Source organism: Caecibacteroides pullorum (genome assembly GCF_019239235.1).
GTDB lineage: Bacteria > Bacteroidota > Bacteroidia > Bacteroidales > Bacteroidaceae > Bacteroides > Bacteroides pullorum.
Window position 1 is genome coordinate 446065 of record NZ_JAAZTS010000001.1, and the last position, 17137, is coordinate 463201.

At 51.8% G+C, this 17137-nt stretch carries 16 protein-coding genes and 1 pseudogene; 9 read left to right on the plus strand and 8 right to left on the minus strand.

The annotated features are described in order from the left end of the window. Positions 1-62: 62 nt before the first annotated feature. The 5 genes from HF894_RS01820 to HF894_RS01840 all read right to left on the minus strand — a co-directional run bounded on the left by HF894_RS01820 (position 63) and on the right by HF894_RS01840 (position 4956). Positions 63-1139, minus strand: a complete 1077-nt coding sequence (locus HF894_RS01820) for a YeiH family protein (RefSeq protein ID WP_075317408.1) — start codon at positions 1137-1139, stop codon at positions 63-65. A gap of 129 nt (positions 1140-1268) precedes the next feature. After that, the gene (locus tag HF894_RS01825) at positions 1269-2150 is read right to left on the minus strand and encodes a LysR substrate-binding domain-containing protein (RefSeq protein ID WP_204970874.1); all 882 of its coding nucleotides are present in this window, start codon (positions 2148-2150) and stop codon (positions 1269-1271) included. 81 nt (positions 2151-2231) lie between these two features. Then, entirely contained in the window at positions 2232-3272 is a 1041-nt protein-coding gene (recA, locus tag HF894_RS01830; protein WP_021846201.1) for a recombinase RecA, read from the minus strand. 24 nt (positions 3273-3296) lie between these two features. Next, positions 3297-3743: a thioredoxin-dependent thiol peroxidase gene (bcp, locus tag HF894_RS01835; RefSeq protein ID WP_021846200.1), complete on the minus strand. Its 447-nt coding sequence runs from the start codon at positions 3741-3743 to the stop codon at positions 3297-3299. Between the two features lie 19 nt (positions 3744-3762). After that, on the minus strand, positions 3763-4956 hold the full coding sequence (locus HF894_RS01840; protein ID WP_021846199.1) for a saccharopine dehydrogenase family protein: 1194 nt from the start codon (positions 4954-4956) through the stop codon (positions 3763-3765). 209 nt (positions 4957-5165) lie between these two features. Between HF894_RS01840 and HF894_RS01845 the strand changes: the two genes are divergently transcribed. The 9 genes from HF894_RS01845 to HF894_RS01885 all read left to right on the plus strand — a co-directional run bounded on the left by HF894_RS01845 (position 5166) and on the right by HF894_RS01885 (position 14450). Beyond that, a complete protein-coding gene (locus HF894_RS01845) occupies positions 5166-5960 on the plus strand; it encodes an META domain-containing protein (RefSeq protein WP_075317406.1) in 795 nt (264 codons plus the stop codon). A 386-nt stretch (positions 5961-6346) separates the two neighbouring features. Further along, the gene (gene dnaK, locus HF894_RS01850; RefSeq protein WP_204970875.1) at positions 6347-8275 is read left to right on the plus strand and encodes a molecular chaperone DnaK; all 1929 of its coding nucleotides are present in this window, start codon (positions 6347-6349) and stop codon (positions 8273-8275) included. Positions 8276-8439: 164 nt separating this feature from the next. After that, positions 8440-9243, plus strand: a complete 804-nt coding sequence (locus HF894_RS01855) for a TrmH family RNA methyltransferase (RefSeq protein WP_204970876.1) — start codon at positions 8440-8442, stop codon at positions 9241-9243. Positions 9244-9267: 24 nt separating this feature from the next. Further along, positions 9268-9603, plus strand: a complete 336-nt coding sequence (locus HF894_RS01860) for a TIGR04076 family protein (RefSeq protein WP_204970877.1) — start codon at positions 9268-9270, stop codon at positions 9601-9603. A gap of 6 nt (positions 9604-9609) precedes the next feature. Next, complete coding sequence (locus HF894_RS01865; protein ID WP_204970878.1) at positions 9610-10653, plus strand: alcohol dehydrogenase; 1044 nt, start codon at positions 9610-9612, stop codon at positions 10651-10653. 112 nt (positions 10654-10765) lie between these two features. Further along, positions 10766-11419 carry a LysE family translocator gene (locus tag HF894_RS01870; RefSeq protein ID WP_021846193.1) on the plus strand — a complete coding sequence of 218 codons (654 nt, stop codon included), beginning with the start codon at positions 10766-10768 and terminating at the stop codon, positions 11417-11419. 12 nt (positions 11420-11431) lie between these two features. Further along, positions 11432-11974 (plus strand): DUF4924 family protein, encoded by a 543-nt coding sequence (locus HF894_RS01875; RefSeq protein WP_075319322.1) that lies wholly within the window; start codon positions 11432-11434, stop codon positions 11972-11974. 1 nt (position 11975) lies between these two features. Continuing rightward, positions 11976-12836 (plus strand): dTDP-4-dehydrorhamnose reductase, encoded by an 861-nt coding sequence (rfbD, locus tag HF894_RS01880; RefSeq protein WP_204970879.1) that lies wholly within the window; start codon positions 11976-11978, stop codon positions 12834-12836. A 39-nt stretch (positions 12837-12875) separates the two neighbouring features. After that, a complete protein-coding gene (locus HF894_RS01885) occupies positions 12876-14450 on the plus strand; it encodes a peptide chain release factor 3 (RefSeq protein ID WP_021846190.1) in 1575 nt (524 codons plus the stop codon). A gap of 48 nt (positions 14451-14498) precedes the next feature. Here HF894_RS01885 and HF894_RS01890 read toward each other — a convergent pair whose 3' ends face one another. The 3 genes and pseudogenes from HF894_RS01890 to HF894_RS01900 form a co-directional block, all read right to left on the minus strand. Next, positions 14499-15167 (minus strand): AlkZ-related protein, encoded by a 669-nt coding sequence (locus HF894_RS01890; protein ID WP_021846189.1) that lies wholly within the window; start codon positions 15165-15167, stop codon positions 14499-14501. A 148-nt stretch (positions 15168-15315) separates the two neighbouring features. After that, a complete protein-coding gene (locus HF894_RS01895; protein WP_021846188.1) occupies positions 15316-15729 on the minus strand; it encodes a DUF5675 family protein in 414 nt (137 codons plus the stop codon). Next, positions 15695-17137: pseudogene (locus HF894_RS01900) on the minus strand (BT4734/BF3469 family protein); the annotation flags it as partial. The pseudogene HF894_RS01900 and the gene HF894_RS01895, both read right to left, overlap by 35 nt.

A 17137-nucleotide genomic window follows, 5' to 3' on the forward strand; every position in this document is an offset into this window, starting at 1 on the left:
AAAATGGGCTTACTTCTGTTAGAACAGGAGCAGGCCCATTTTTATGACCAAGGTTTGGCTTATCAAGCCATCAGTGGCACCAAATACTTTACAAGTAGGTAGCCGCCCAGTAATAGCCAGATAAAGAGTCCAAAGGCCAGTACGAAAGGTTTGGCTCCGGCCTGTTTGAACTTATCGATGCTTGTATCTGTGCCCAGTGCTGTCATGGCCATGGTTAACATGAAGGTATCAATGTATTCGATGGCTCCGTTCAGAGGGATCTCCTTGACGGTTGGTGCATCGAAGAGATACTGAAGTAGAGAGTTCAGGCAGATGATACCGATGAAACCAAAGGCAAACCAAGGAATTGTAATCTTGCTCTTAGTTGTTGTGCCGTCTGCTGATAATTTTTTTCGTCCGGCAAGGGCAAAACTCATGATGACCAGTACGGGGGCCAGCAGCATGACACGGATCATTTTGGTGATGGTGGCTGTACCAGCAATGCCTAACGTATCGGTAGGATCCATCGCATTGCCTGCGCCTGCTACATGAGCTACCTCATGCAGAGTGCTTCCCGTATAGATGGCTACTTGGGTGTCGGACAAACTAGATAGCACTCCTGAACGGTACATGATGGGGTAGAGGAACATGGCAATAGTTCCAAAAATAACTACGGTAGATACAGCGATAGCTGTCTTATGGCCTTCACATTTGATGACAGGTTCAGCACCCAATACTGCTGCCGCACCGCAGATGGCACTACCGGTTGATGTGATCAAGGCTGTATCTTTATCTATTTTCATCAATTTGCCCAAGAATACCCCCAAGAAAATGGTGCCGCATACGATGATGCTATCTACTACAATAGCAGGTAGGCCTACGGCTGCTACTTCGGTCAGTGTTAGACGGAAGCCATAGAGCACGATACCGGCACGAAGAATCTGTTTGGTACAGAATTTGATGCCAGGTACCCAGGTTTCAGGCAGACGGTTGCGAAGGCTGTTAGCATAGAGCATACCTAATATAATACCTACAATCAACGGACTGAAGGATAAACTTTTTACGAATGGAATTTCAGCGATGTAAAAAGCTGAGAAGGAGAATAAGGCAATGAGTAGGATACCATGAAAGGTGTTGCCTCTGTTTCCACGTTCGAACATAACAATTCTTTTTTTGTTGGTTTAACTTTTTCTTTTCGGACGCAAAGGTACACATTTCCTATGGAGGCTACAATTCTTATATTTTTATCAGTTATAACCAAAAGTAATAAGTATGGGAGGTAGGGATAGTTATCGTTGGGTGAATTGCATGAAAACTTGGCTAAGTCCGCTTTCTTGCCCTTGTAGTTGGGCAAAATTGAATTCACGTTTCATTTCTAGCCCCTTGACATCGACTACGCGCAAACGGCCGGCATACAATTCTCTGCTGACGGAACGGATGGAAACGATACCCAAACAGTCTGTATGTTCCAAAAATAGTTTGATGCTTTCTGTGCTTCCCAAGTACATGAGTACATGCAGGGAGGATAATTTAATGTTATGTCTTAGGATGGCCCGTTCGAAGACATCCAAGGTACCCGATCCGCGTTCGCGCAGCACCAGTGGGAAGGTGGCCAGTTGTTCGGGAGTTATTTCTTCAGCTATCGGTAGGCGGCTACCCGTACGTACGACGACGACCAGTTCGTCTTCCAGAAAGGGAGTGTAACGCAAATTGGGTAGACGTGTCACTCCTTCGACTAGTGCCAAGTCTATACGATGATCTTGCAAGGCTGTTTCCATTTCGCGTGTATTTCCATTGAGTAGTGATAATTCTACTTGTGGAAATTTGCTAATAAAAGTGCCTAGCATAGGTGGAAGTACGTATTGGGCAATGGTTGTACTGGCACCTAACCTCAATTTGCCTGTATATTGATTATGAAGCAGGTGCATTTCGTATTCCAATTTGCGGTATTCGTCTAGAATGCGTTCGCAATGTTCTAAGAGCAGTTGTCCTGATTCGGTCAGGGATATTTTTCCGCCTTGTCGATCGAATAGGCGAGTTTGGTAGGTGCTTTCCAGTTCCTGTATATGTTTGGTGATGGCCGGTTGGCTGATAAATAGCTCTTGAGAAGCTTTGGTAAAGCTCAAGTTTTGAGCTACGGAATGGAATACTTTCAGGCGGAAATCGCTCATGCTTATGGAGGTGCTACTAAAATAATGAATAATAGAGGGGAGCCATGTGGCTATCCCCTCTATGAGTTTAGGTTCGAAGTTTTATTTTTCTTTCTTCAGTTCTTCGAATATCAGTCCTTCCAGTTCTTCGGCCAATTCGGGATTATCCAGAATTACTTGCTTAGCGGCATCGCGGCCTTGAGCTAGTTTGGTGTCATTGTAGCTGAACCAAGAGCCACTCTTCTTGATGATACCCAGTTCGGTACCCAGGTCGATGATTTCGCCTGCGCGAGAGATGCCTTCGCCGAACATGATGTCGAACTCAGCACGACGGAAGGGAGGAGCTACCTTATTCTTGACAACTTTCACTTTGGTCTGTTTGCCAATAACGTCCTCGCCGTTCTTGATGGCCTGACCACCACGGATGTCGAGGCGGACGGATGCGTAGAACTTCAAGGCATTACCACCGGTAGTCGTTTCGGGATTGCCGAACATGACACCAATCTTCTCGCGCAATTGGTTGATGAAGATGCAGCAGGTGCGGGTCTTGCTGACGGCAGATGTCAATTTGCGCAAGGCTTGTGACATCAGGCGTGCCTGGAGGCCTACCTTGTTGTCGCCCATGTCGCCTTCGATTTCGGCCTTTGGCGTAAGGGCGGCTACGGAGTCAACAACGATGATATCGATAGCTGAGGAGCGGATGAGCTGTTCTGCAATCTCCAGGGCCTGTTCGCCGTTGTCGGGTTGGGAGATGAGGAGGTTGTCCACGTCAACGCCCAGCTTGGCTGCATAGAAGCGGTCGAAAGCGTGTTCGGCATCGATGAAAGCGGCGATACCTCCAGCTTTCTGTGCTTCGGCGATGGCATGAATGGCCAATGTGGTTTTACCAGAGGATTCAGGGCCATAGATTTCGATGATACGTCCGCGGGGATAACCACCTACACCCAAAGCTACGTTTAGTCCGATGGAGCCAGTGGGAATGACTTCGACTTGTTCGATGCTGTCGTCGCCCATCTTCATGATGGAGCCTTTGCCGAAACTCTTTTCTATCTTGTCCATGGCGGCCTGCAAGGCTTTCAGCTTTTCGCTATTGGGCATTACGGCGCCTTCGTTCTCAAAATTCAGTTCGTCTTTTTTTGCCATACTTGTTTGTTGAATAAATGGTAATTAAAGTATTTGTGCCGCATGGTCTTTGGTCTTGACTTCCTTTGGACCGATGATGCGCTCCACAATGCCTTCTTCGTTAATGATGAAGGTCGTGCGGAAGGTACCCATGTATTTACGGCCATACATGCTCTTCTCGCCCCATACACCAAATTGTTCGACCAGCTTCTTGTCTGTGTCGGCAATCAGGGGGAAGGGGAGGGAGTTCTTCTCGATGAATTTCTGGTGCGACTTTTCGCTATCTACACTGACGCCTACCACTTCGTAGCCGGCTTGGCGCAGGGCGTCGTAGTTGTCGCGCAGGTTACAGGCCTGAGCTGTGCAACCTGATGTACTGTCCTTCGGGTAGAAGTAGAGCACCAGTTTCTTTCCTTTATAATTACTCAGGCGGATTTCTTCGCCTTTCTCGTTGATGCCCAATATCTCGGGGGCTTTGTCTCCTACATTCATGTTAATTGGTGGTTAGTGATTAAAGTTCGAGGTCGCCATCAATTACTTCGTGCCAAGGCAGGCCTTGCTTGTTGAGCTGCTCCATGAATGGATCGGGGTCGAATTCTTCGACGTTCCATACGCCTGGCTTCTTCCAGATGCCTTTGAGGAACATCATGGCGCCAATCATGGCTGGTACGCCCGTGGTGTAGCTGACACCCTGCATGCCTGTTTCCTTGTAGGCGGCCTGGTGGCTGCAATTATTGTACACATAATAAGTGCGTTCCTTGCCATCCTTCAATCCGCGGATGCGGCAACCGATGGAAGTCTCGCCTTCGTAATTCTCGCCCAAGTCTTGTGGGTTGGGGAGTACGGCCTTCAGGAATTGCAAAGGGACGATTTTCACACCGTTGTAATCCACTTCGTCGATGCGGGCCATGCCGATGTTCTGAATGACACGCAGGTGGGTCAGGTATTCCTGGCCGAAGGTCATCCAGAAGCGGGCACGCTTGATGGTGGGGAAATTCTTCACCAGAGACTCCAGCTCTTCGTGGTAAAGCAGGTAGGAGTCGCGCGGGCCGATGTTCGGATAAGTCAGGTCCTTGTGGATTTCCAGCGGTTTGGTGGTCACCCACTGGCCGTTCTCGTAATAACGACCGTTTTGGGTTATCTCACGAATGTTGATTTCAGGGTTGAAGTTGGTAGCGAAAGCCTTGTGGTGGTTGCCGGCATTGCAATCTACGATGTCCAGATACTGGATTTCATCGAAGTGATGCTTGGCGGCATAGGCCGTATAGACACCGCTCACGCCCGGGTCGAAGCCGCAACCGAGGATGGCGGTCAGGCCTGCTTCCTCGAAGCGCTGCTTGTAGGCCCATTGCCAGCTGTATTCGAAGTGGGCCACGTCCTTGGGCTCGTAGTTGGCCGTGTCCAAATAGTTGACACCCGTTTTCAGACAGGCTTCCATGATAGTCAGGTCCTGATAGGGCAGGGCAACGTTGATGACGATTTCGGGCTTGAAGCTATTGAAGAGCGCAACCAGTTCGTCCACATTGTCTGCATCTACCTGAGCGGTTTTGATATTGGGATTACCGATGGCTTTCACGACGGCATCGCATTTCGACTTCGTGCGGCTGGCAATCATGATTTCGGTGAACACGTCCGGATTCTGAGCTACTTTGTGTGCAACGACGGTTCCTACACCGCCTGCACCGATAATTAGAACTTTACCCATTTTGTTTCTTATTAATAATGTGATTGATAAATATTCAAGTTGTTCTTTTCAGTTTTTTCGTCAGCAAATATACTGTTTAATTCTTAGATATACATTATAATAGTGTCAAATACTTTGGCTTTTTGGATGTGATTGCCGAACAAAATGTTGGCAGAGCTGTTATTTTGTTCTATATTTGCGGTTGATAATTTAACTTAAACTACAGGACAATGAAGAAAATTTGTGTTTATCTAAGTATGGTGGCCGTTGTGGCGGCCATGTCATCGTGCGCTTCGACAAAGAATCTTGCGCAGGTTTCCGACCTTGGAGGTGAATGGAACATCATCGAAATCAACGGAACGGCCGTTGTGCCAGCGCCTGGCCAAAGCTTTCCTTATGTAGCCTTTGAGACAAATACAGGGCGCGTCTATGGCAATAGCGGTTGCAATCGTCTGATGGGAAGTTTTGATACCAACGCCAAGCCAGGCGAGCTGGCGCTTGGACAAGTGGGAAGCACCCGCATGATGTGTCCCGACATGACGTTGGAAAAGAACGTACTTTCGGCTTTGTCACAAGTGAAGAAGTATACAAAGCTTGCTGATGGACAACTTGCCTTGTGTGGCAAATCGTTGAAACGCCCCATTCTGGTGTTGAAGCCAAGAAAGCCAGATGTTTCGGTTACCGATTTGGGAGGTCGCTGGAAAATCACACAAGCTGGAGGTGAAGCCATCCCCGACGGTATGGAGAAGCAACCTTTCCTGGAGCTGAACGTTGCTGAGAAGAAAGTGCATGGCAATGCGGGTTGCAACGTCATCAACGGTGCTTTTGTGACCGATGAGAACAACGCGTCGGCCATTTCTTTCCCCAATCTGATCAGTACGATGATGGCATGCCCCGACATGGAGGTCGAAGGACGTGTCACGAAGGCTTTGTCCGAAGTGAAAACTTTTGCACGTCTGGCCGAGGGTGGCATCGGTTTCTATAATGCCGCCGGCGAACTGATATTGGTATTGGTGAAGGAGTAACCTGATACGGATTATATTTATAGGTGCCGCCTTTGGGTAGGATATGGAATCCGCCCGAAGGCGGCTTTCTTTTTCGGTTTGAAGAAAGCATTGCTTTCCTTGGCGGAAACGGCCGTTTTCTTTCGAGGAAAACGATGCTTTCCTTTGAAGAACTGGATGCGAGGTGGCAGGTATCGTTTGTCAGTCTTGGAGGAAGATGGGTATGTGTCGTTGTCTTTTTCGTCAGTCTATGAGGCGGATTTCTGCCAAAGTGGCAGAGCTTGTCAGCGTTTTGCCATTAAAAGAAGGGCGTTTGGCATTTGGCACGGCGTTTGTCCTTTTAGAAGCGTCTGCCGACGAGGTGGACAGAAATAAACTGAATAATAACAAATAAAATAATAACGATCATGGGAAAAATTATTGGTATTGACTTAGGAACTACAAACTCTTGTGTTGCTGTATTCGAAGGCAACGAACCTGTAGTAATCGCCAACAGCGAAGGCAAGCGTACAACTCCTTCTGTAGTGGCATTTGTAGACGGTGGTGAACGTAAGGTAGGTGACCCCGCCAAACGTCAGGCCATCACGAACCCGAAGCGTACGGTCTATTCTATCAAGCGTTTCATGGGTGAAAACTGGTCGCAGGTACAGAAAGAAATCTCTCGTGTACCTTATCCGGTAGTGAACGAAAACAACATGCCGCGTGTCGACATCGACGGACGTCACTACACTCCGCAGGAAATCTCTGCCATGATTCTTCAGAAGATGAAGAAGACTGCCGAAGACTACCTGGGACAGGAAGTAACAGAAGCCGTTATTACTGTTCCGGCATACTTTTCTGACTCACAGCGTCAGGCTACGAAAGAGGCTGGTCAGATTGCCGGTCTGGACGTAAAACGTATCGTAAACGAGCCGACGGCTGCTGCATTGGCTTATGGTGTAGACAAGGCTAACAAGGATATGAAGATCGCCGTATTCGACCTTGGTGGTGGTACGTTCGATATCTCTATCTTGGAATTCGGTGGCGGTGTGTTCGAAGTATTGTCAACCAACGGTGATACTCACCTGGGTGGTGATGACTTCGACCAGGTAATCATCGACTGGCTGGTACAGGAGTTCAAGAACGACGAAGGTGCCGACCTGACTCAAGACCCGATGGCTATGCAACGTTTGAAGGAAGCTGCCGAGAAGGCCAAGATCGAGTTGTCTTCTTCTACTTCTACCGAAATCAACTTGCCTTACATCATGCCTGTAGGTGGTGTGCCCAAGCACTTGGTTAAGACACTGACCCGTGCTAAATTTGAGGCTCTGGCTCACGGTTTGATTCAGGCTTGCTTGGAGCCTTGTAAGAAGGCTATGAGCGATGCTGGCTTGAGCAACTCAGATATCGATGAAGTCATCCTCGTAGGTGGTTCTTCACGTATACCGGCCGTTCAGAAACTGGTAGAAGACTTCTTCGGTAAAGTTCCTTCCAAGGGTGTGAACCCCGATGAGGTAGTAGCCGTAGGTGCTGCCGTGCAGGGTGCCGTATTGAACAAAGAGGCTGGTGTGGGCGACATCGTATTGCTCGACGTTACTCCGTTGACCTTGGGTATCGAAACCTTGGGTGGCGTAATGACGAAGCTGATCGAAGCCAACACGACTATCCCTTGCAAGAAGAGCGAAACCTTCTCTACCGCCGCCGATAACCAGACGGAAGTGACCATCCACGTATTGCAGGGTGAGCGTCCTATGGCAGCTCAGAACAAGTCAATCGGTCAGTTCAACCTGACAGGTATCGCTCCTGCTCGTCGTGGTGTTCCTCAGATCGAGGTAACTTTCGATATCGATGCCAACGGTATCTTGAAGGTATCTGCCAAGGATAAGGCTACAGGCAAGGAACAGGCTATCCGTATCGAAGCTTCCAGCGGCTTGAGCAAAGAAGAAATCGAACGTATGAAGGCTGAAGCCGAAGCCAATGCCGAAGCCGACAAGAAGGAAAAGGAACGCATCGACAAGCTGAACCAGGCCGACTCCATGATTTTCACGACTGAAAATCAATTGAAGGAACTGGGTGACAAGCTCCCTGCCGACAAGAAGGCTCCGATCGAGGCTGCTCTCCAGAAGCTGAAAGATGCTCACAAGGCACAAGACTTGGCTGCTATCGATAGCGCTATGGCCGAACTGAATACAGCTTTCCAGGCTGCCAGCGCTGAGATGTATGCACAGACAGGTGCTCAAGGTGGTGCACAAGGTGCCGGTTTCCAAGGTGGTGCTAACGCTGGACAAGGAAATACTCAGAATAATAGCAAACAGGGCGATAATGTTCAGGATGCTGATTTTGAGGAAGTTAAATAACTCTGATAACTGATCTTGAATCATAAGTAAAGAGGGATGTACCTTTACAAGGTGCATCCCTTTTGCGTTTATAGAGGTTTATGAAAGGATTGCGCCTTTTTCTTTATAATGGGTGTTTGTTTAGGATATATTGTGTATCTTTGTTTGGTAAATAGCAGAGTAGTATGCCTATTATTGAAATTTCTTCTCTTCAGCATCCTGGTGTCGAAATATTTGGCGCTTTGACCGAAGCCCAGTTGCGCAATCGCCTGGAACCAGACAAGGGTATCTTTATAGCTGAAAGTCCCAAAGTGATTCGTGTTGCTTTGGATGCGGGTTATGAACCGTTGGCGCTTTTGTGTGAACGGAAGCATATAACGGGAGATGCGGCTGATATCGTTACCCGTTGTTCAGAGATTCCTATTTATACAGGCGAACGCGATTTGTTGGCCGAATTGACGGGCTATACCTTGACACGTGGTGTACTTTGTGCCATGCGGCGTCCTGTTCCTCGAAGTGTGGAGGATGTGTGCAGGCATGCACATCGTGTGGTGGTCATAAATGGAGTGGTGGATACGACTAATATCGGCGCTATTTTTCGTTCGGCGGCAGCCTTGGGTATTGATGGGGTATTATTGACGCGCAATTCTTGTGATCCTTTGAATCGTAGGGCTGTACGCGTGTCGATGGGATCAGTGTTTCTTGTGCCTTGGACTTGGTTGGATGGTTCGCTCGAAGAGTTGAGCCGTATGGGTTTTCGTACGGCGGCCATGGCCTTGACGGATCAGTCGGTGCCGTTGGATTATCCTGCCTTGAAGGCCGAGTCGCGATTGGCTATCGTCATGGGGACCGAAGGGGATGGCTTGCCGATGGAAACGATTGCCGAAGCAGACTACGTGGTACGCATACCGATGGCACATGGAGTGGATTCGCTCAATGTAGCGGCCGCTTCGGCGGTTGCCTTTTGGGAATTGAGATATAAAGATTGATTGTTGGATTGGGAGAATATGGATATGAGGAAGATTAAAATCACCGTTATGCGTAAAGCTTGTTACAAGGATTTGATGGAGCGTTATGAGAACCCGCTGGAGCATGCCTGCGATGTGGAAGAAGGACAAGTCTTCATAGCCAATGGTTGGGAAAAGCCGAAAGGGCTTTGTGAGAGCGCTTGGCAAAGCATGTCGCCTTTTGTAATGGCTTTGACATATGGGGCAACAGATCTGTATGACGGATGGATGAAGAACAAGCGTTCGGCCATGATTTCGTGTAACGACGGCTTTCGCCCTGTTAGTTTCCTGATAGAAGTCGTGGAGGAAGAAAATGGAAAGAATGAAGAACCTGAAAATTGAAATAAAATGTTAGCATATACGTACGTGGAGCGTGGACGATTTGCCTTGCTAGAGAAACCAATACCCACGCTGAAAGATTCGCATGACGCCTTGGTGCGCGTCACGCTTGGGAGCATCTGTACCAGCGATTTGCATATCAAACATGGAAGTGTGCCTCGTGCCGTGCCAGGCATTACCGTTGGGCACGAGATGGTAGGAATAGTCGAGCAGGTAGGAACGGATGTGCATAGCGTTAAGCCTGGCGATCGGGTGACGGTTAATGTCGAAACCTTCTGTGGCGAATGCTTTTTTTGCCAGCATGGCTATGTGAACAATTGTGAAGACCCTGATGGAGGATGGGCATTGGGTTGTCGTATCGATGGGGGACAGGCTGAATATGTCCGTGTGCCCCATGCCGATCAGGGATTGAATCGTATTCCTGAGGGGGTGACCGATGAGCAAGCCTTGTTCGTGGGCGACATTTTGGCTACGGGCTTTTGGGCGGCGCGCATTTCGGAAATAAAGCCAGAAGATACGGTACTTATCATAGGCGCAGGTCCTACGGGCATCTGTACCTTGCTTTGTGCTCGTCTGAAGCATCCCCAACGTATCATTGTATGCGAAAAGTCGGCTGAGCGAGCTCGCTTCCTGCGTATGCATTATCCTGAGGTTCAGGTTGTTTCTCCTGAAGAGTGTAAGACGTATGTTCAGGCGAATAGCGCACATGGCGGGGCAGATGTGGTTATTGAAGTGGCAGGTGCCGATGACACCTTCCGACTGGCATGGGAGTGTGCTCGTCCGAACGCGATTGTTACCGTAGTGGCCCTCTATGACCGTCCGCAAGTTCTTCCCTTGCCCGACATGTATGGCAAGAACCTTACGTTTAAGACGGGCGGTGTGGATGGATGCGATTGTGAAGAGATTCTTCGTCTGATTGCCGAAGGCCAGATTGATACTACGCCGCTTATAACTCACCGTTTCCCTCTTTCGGAGATTGAAAAGGCTTATCACGTGTTCGAGAATCGGCTGGATGGAGTTATCAAGGTGGCGGTGATCGGAAAGTTGGGTTGATAAAAAAGTGTGGAAAATGGAAGAAGGGTGAACCTCGGACGTAAAAAGTCAAAAACTCAAAAACTCTGTTTTCGCTTTTGTACTTCCCTCGCTTTGCACTATCTTTGCACCCATGATTCAGTTGGAGACCATATTCAATATCTTGTGGAAGGGCTTTATTATCGGCGTCATTGTATCGGCGCCGCTGGGCCCTGTGGGTGTATTATGCATCCAGCGTACGTTGAATAAGGGCCGTTGGTATGGTTTCGTCACGGGTATTGGTGCCGCGATGAGCGATATCTTTTATGCCCTCCTGACGGGCTATGGCATGAGCTTTGTGTTCGATTATGTCAATAAGAACATTTTTTACCTTCAGCTCTTCGGTAGTGTCTTGCTTCTGGCTTTTGGTATCTATACTTTCCGGAGCAATCCTGTGCATTCACTTCGCCCTGTATCTACCAGTAAAGGTACGTATTTGCATAATTTCATTACGGCGTTTTTTGTTACGCTTTCCAACCCGCTTATCATTCTGCTTTTTGTCGGACTTTTCGCCCGCTTTGCGTTCATCAGTCCGGGCGTACTCCTGTTCGAGGCCGTCACGGGCTATCTGGCCATTGCTTTGGGAGCCCTTTCGTGGTGGTTCGGCATCACTTATTTTGTCAACAAAGTGCGCGCTCGCTTCAACCTGCGCGGCATTTGGATATTGAATCGTGTGATTGGTAGCATTGTGGCCATCGTGTCGATACTGGGCCTGGTGTTCACTTTGATGGGAGAATCCTTGTATTAGTTGTCAACAGAAATGATAATCGCTAAAAAACTAAAAGAACAGAACATTGCCGAATATTTGATATACATGTGGCAGGTGGAAGACCTGATACGTGCCAACGGGTGCGACATCGACCGCCTGCGCGAGCAGGTCATCGATCGTTATCCTGAAGACCAACGTCCGGCACTCGAAGAATGGTATGCCAACCTGTGCGACATGATGCGTGCCGAAGGCGTAGTGGAGAAGGGACATCTTCAGATCAACCGCAACGTCATTCAGAACCTCACCGAGCTACACGGCGCCCTGCTGGCCTCCACGAAGTATCCTTTCTACAACGCGGCCTACTTCAAGGCGCTGCCTTTCATCGTGGAGCTTCGCCAACGCAATGGTCACAAAGACGAGCCCGAGCTGGAGACCTGCTTCGAAGCCCTCTATGGCGTCTTGCTCCTGCGTTTGCAGAAGAAGGAGATCAGCGAGGGGACGGCCAAGGCGATGGAGGCCGTGAGTGCTTTCGTCTCGATGCTGGCCAACTATTACGACAAGGACAAAAAGGGAGAACTCAAATTGGACGACTGATATGAACATTCTGATAACCGGCGCCAACGGTCAACTTGGCAACGAGATGCGCGTGCTCTCCGCCGCCCATCCGCAACACACTTATTTCTTTACCGACGTGCAGGAGTTGGACATTTGCGATGCCGACGCCGTGCGTGCCTTCATCGCCGACCGTCGGGTGGATGTGGTCGTGAATTGCGCCGCCTACACGGCCGTGGACAAGGCCGAGGACAATCCTGAGCTTTGCGATCGTCTGAACCACCTGGCACCCGGCTATCTGGCCGAAGCCGCCGAGGCCGTGGGGGCCGCCCTCATTCAGGTGTCTACCGACTACGTGTTCGACGGCACGGCCCACGTGCCCTATCGCGAGGACGATACGCCCTGTCCCAACTCCGTCTATGGTCGCACCAAGCTGGCGGGCGAAGAGGTTGTGATGCAGAAGTGTAGCCGTGCCATGATTGTACGCACCGCTTGGCTCTACTCCACCTTCGGCAACAACTTCGTGAAGACCATGCTCCGCCTGGGGCGCGAGCGCGAGTCGCTGGGCGTGGTGTTCGACCAGATAGGTACGCCCACCTATGCGGCCGACCTGGCACAGGCCATCTTTGCCGCCATCGAGCAGGGCATTGTGCCTGGCATCTATCACTTCAGCGATGAAGGCGTCTGCTCGTGGTACGACTTCACTATAGCCATCCACCGCCTGGCGGGCATCACCACGTGTCGCGTCAGCCCCCTGCACACGGACGAATATCCGGCCAAGGCGCCCCGTCCGCACTACTCCGTGCTCGACAAGACGCGCATCAAGCAAACCTATGGCATCGACATCCCTCATTGGGAGGCATCGCTGGCCGAGTGCTTGGAGAAATTGAAAATTGAAAGTTGAAAATTGAAAAATGTAATCCATACCTGAAAAAGAAAATATATGGCAACAAATCAGGAAATCGAAAGAAGACGAACGTTTGCGATCATCGCGCACCCCGATGCCGGTAAGACCTCGCTCACCGAGAAGCTCCTGCTCTTCGGCGGACAGATACAGGTGGCCGGCGCCGTCAAGAGCAACAAAATCAAGAAAACCGCCACGTCCGACTGGATGGACATCGAGAAGCAGCGTGGTATCTCCGTCACCACCTCGGTCATGGAGTTCGACTATAAGGACTACAAGGTCAACATCCTTGATACCCCCGGTCACCAGGACTTTGCCGAAGACACCTACCGCACGCTGACCGCCGTGGATAGCGTCATCATCGTGGTGGACGGCGCCAAGGGTGTGGAGACGCAGACACGCAAGCTCATGGAAGTGTGCCGCATGCGCAACACTCCCGTCATCATCTTCGTCAACAAGATGGACCGCGAGGCCAAGGACCCCTTCGACCTGCTGGACGAGCTCGAGGAAGAGCTCCACATCCACGTGCGTCCCCTGACGTGGCCCATCGAGAGCGGCGTCCGCTTCAAGGGCGTCTACAACATCTACGAGCAGAACCTCAACCTCTTCCAACCCTCCAAACAGGTGGTGACGGAGAAGGTGGCCGTAGACATCCACACCGAGGAACTGGACCAGCGTATCGGTGCCGACCTGGCCGATCGCCTGCGCGGCGAGCTGGAGCTCATCGAGGGCGTCTATCCCGAGTTCAATGTTGACGACTACCTCAAGGCCGAGGTGGCTCCCGTGTTCTTCGGTTCGGCGCTGAACAACTTCGGTGTCGAGGAGCTTCTGAACTGCTTCGTCGAGATAGCTCCCAGCCCCCGTCCCGTCAAGGCCGAGGAGCGCGACGTACAACCCGACGAGCCCAAGTTCACCGGCTTCATCTTCAAGATTACGGCCAACATCGACCCCAACCACCGTTCGTGTATCGCCTTCTGCAAGGTATGTTCGGGCAAGTTCTCGCGCAACACGCCCTACTACCACGTGCGCCACGACAAGGTGATGCGCTTCTCCAGCCCCACCCAGTTCATGGCCCAGCGCAAGACCACCGTCGACGAGGCCTGGGCGGGCGACATCATCGGCTTGCCGGACAACGGCACCTTCAAGATAGGCGACACGCTGACCGAGGGCGAAAAGCTCCACTTCCGCGGCCTGCCCAGCTTCTCGCCGGAGATGTTCAAGTACATCGAGAACGCCGACCCCATGAAGCAGAAGCAGCTGGCCAAGGGTATCGACCAGCTGATGGACGAAGGTGTGGCCCAGCTCTTCGTCAACCAGTTCAACGGGCGCAAGATTATCGGCACCGTGGGCCAGCTCCAGTTCGAGGTCATCCAGTACCGCCTGGAGAACGAGTACAACGCCAAGTGCCGCTGGGAGCCCGTGAGCCTCTACAAGGCCTGCTGGATCGAGAGCGACGACCCTGCTGAGCTCGAAGCCTTCAAGAAGCGCAAGTACCAGTACATGGCCAAGGACCGCGAGGGGCGCGACGTCTTCCTGGCCGACTCGGGCTACGTGCTCCAGATGGCGCAGATGGACTTCAAGCACATCAAGTTCCACTTCACGAGCGAGTTCTGACGCCGTCGGCGGAGATAGGACAGATACAGAAGGCCTGTTTTGCTTGGATTATCTGAGCAGGAGGTCTTGCTTTTGCGAGGGGATGTTCGGCAAAATCTTTTTGAAATGGTCGAGCATCCTCTCGCGCGATTTTTGTGGCGTGCGGTCGGGGTGGCAAGCCTCGCGTCCGAAGAGCGCTTCGGGCGTAGTGAGCAGAGACCATCCCCAGCCATATTCCCGTCCGTGACGGTCGTGTGGATAGACGAAATCTTCCGTCACGATATAGCCGCCCATCTCCAAGCGGGTGAGGTAGGCGTCGAAGCGGCTCCGCATCTTCGGCCCTGTGAAGCCACAGGCCGCCCGCAGGTCGCGGGTGATGAGGCTCCCTTCGGTCCGCAGGATGTCGAGGATGCTTTCTTCGATGCTTCCTTCTTCGGGGCGGGGGCAGACGCTCCGGCGATAGTTGCAGAAGTCCGGCCACCATTCGCGGCTGATAAAGGCCGCCTTGTTTTGGAAGAACTTGCCGTAGGCGCATCCGCTCTCCTGAAGGATGGCGCCCTTCCACGTCCAGAGGGGCCATTCCCATCCGCCGTCGGGCAGGCGGGTGTATTGGCAATCTTCGTCCGTCACTTCTTCGGCCGACCAGCCTTCGACGCCCATGCTGAGCAGGGGCAGGAAGCCTATTTCGTTGATGTAGTCTATCAGTTCGGGGCAGGAATGTAAGCGTTCTTTTCTCATTTTCTCGAGTTCTCCATTGGTTTTCTGCTACGGAGGGATGCGATGCATTCCCCCCCCCGTTAGCTTCTTCAAAGTTATAAGTTTAATTTCATCTTTTGCCATGTTGGTGCGGAAAATTTTTGAGTGTGTGCACTTGAAGCGTACGCCCTCAGCCGACGCTGATCCACACCCCTTCGCCCAGCGGGCGGGAGGCCAGTCGGCGCACGAGGCGATGTTCCCAGAGGCGCGAGTCGAGCACCTTGCCGGGCTTCACGCGCAGGCCCACGAGGATGCATCCCTCCGTGTCGTCGGGCGTGTTGCCGGCATGGATGCGGATGCCCTCGAACTGGGGCACGTGGAGCAGCAGGGGCAGCCATTTTTTAAACTTGGGGCTCCAAGTGACCGCCACGGGGTAGCGCCCGTCGGGGATGGCCGTGCGGCCTGCTATCTTGTGGCCGGGCCTGCCTGGGCCCAAGTCGCGCCACGTAGGCTCCAGCGTGTCGCAAAAGTGTTCGCCGTCTATCTCGAGGCGGCCCATGGTGTAGTCTTTAGTCTTTTCGGTTCGTGTCAAGGTCAATTCCATCGCTTCTGTATTTTAGTTTTCGGTAATTGTGATTTGTGATAATTGTGATGTATCCGCGTACCTTCCATTGGCTCAGCATGTGGCTGGTGCCTTTGGCGTCGAGCCCCGCTTCCTGACGCACGCGCACGGCCTGGTCGAAGCTGAAGTCGTCGGGCAGGAGGGTCAGCAAGTTGCGACGTCCGGGCTTGTGAGGGTCGGGTGCGGGCATGTTCATGGCGGCCTCGATGGCGTCGCCGAAGAACTCCATCTTGCATGCCAGGTCGTATTGCAAGGACCAGCGGATGAAGTCCTCGAACGTCTTGTCCCAACGGCAACCGTTCGCCACGTAGAGCACGCACGCCTTCAGGTAAGCGATGACGTTGGCACGAAACGACAGGTTTTCGTACACACGGCTCTGCGAGAGGCGGGCGAAGTCGGCACACTCTTCCTTGAGCTTCTGCGCGAGCTTATAGGCCTGCGGACAATCTATCAAGCCCTGCGCCTTGACGAGGTTCTCGATGTAGGGGCGAAGCTCCTCGTCGAAAGCGGCGTCATACGTGCCATAGACGGGCATGTCCGCACCGATTTCGCGCTCGGGGATGGTGCAGAAGTTGATGCGCGAGATGGGACCGTCTGTCAAAACTTTTGAGAAGTACCGCCGCCCTTTCTGGATGGTAGTCGAGGCGTTCCAATTGAAGCGGATGGTCACCTTCTCCGTCACGCTCTGCACGCCCACACGCGTCTGCCCGTAGCGGTTGCCGGGGTCGAAGGCGAGGCACATGATTTGGAATTGTTGGCCGCCCCGTCCACTTCCGCGCAAGGCGTCGAACTGGTCAATCTCGTTCAACTTCGTGTAGAGGAAGTGCCCGTCGGCCTCAGCCATGCGCATCACGAAGGCGGGATTGGTCATGTCCGCGTCAATCTCTTGGATGATCAAACCTTCGGGCCTTTGTCGCTTGTCCTTGTTCGCTCCCTTCGAAGTCACCTCGTTCTTCCACTCGCGTTCGCGGCGGAGGTTGTCCTCGTCGCGTCGGCGGATGTCGGCCATGATACGGTTGATGGGCTCGGAGATGCAATCTTTTCCTGCGCCCGTGCCGGCCATCAGCACGTTCATCAAGGTGGCTTCGTGCTCCACGTTGTCGATGTATTTAAACCTTACGCGATGCAGGTGCGCACCTAGCGCGGGAAAGACGGCATGTGCCACGGCTGGTTTATAAACATCGGGCGTGCGGCTCACGAGAAGCTTTATCAGGGCGGGAAGGCGCTTGGGTAATGAAGAATGAAGAATGTCGGCTTCGCCTCCGAATGAAGAATTTTCATCATCCGCAGGCAATTCTTCATTCTTCATTCTTAATTCTTCATTTCTCAAAGATTCTTCATTCTTCATTCTTCGTTCTTCATTTTCAAGGGCCTCTTTCAGCATCCGCGG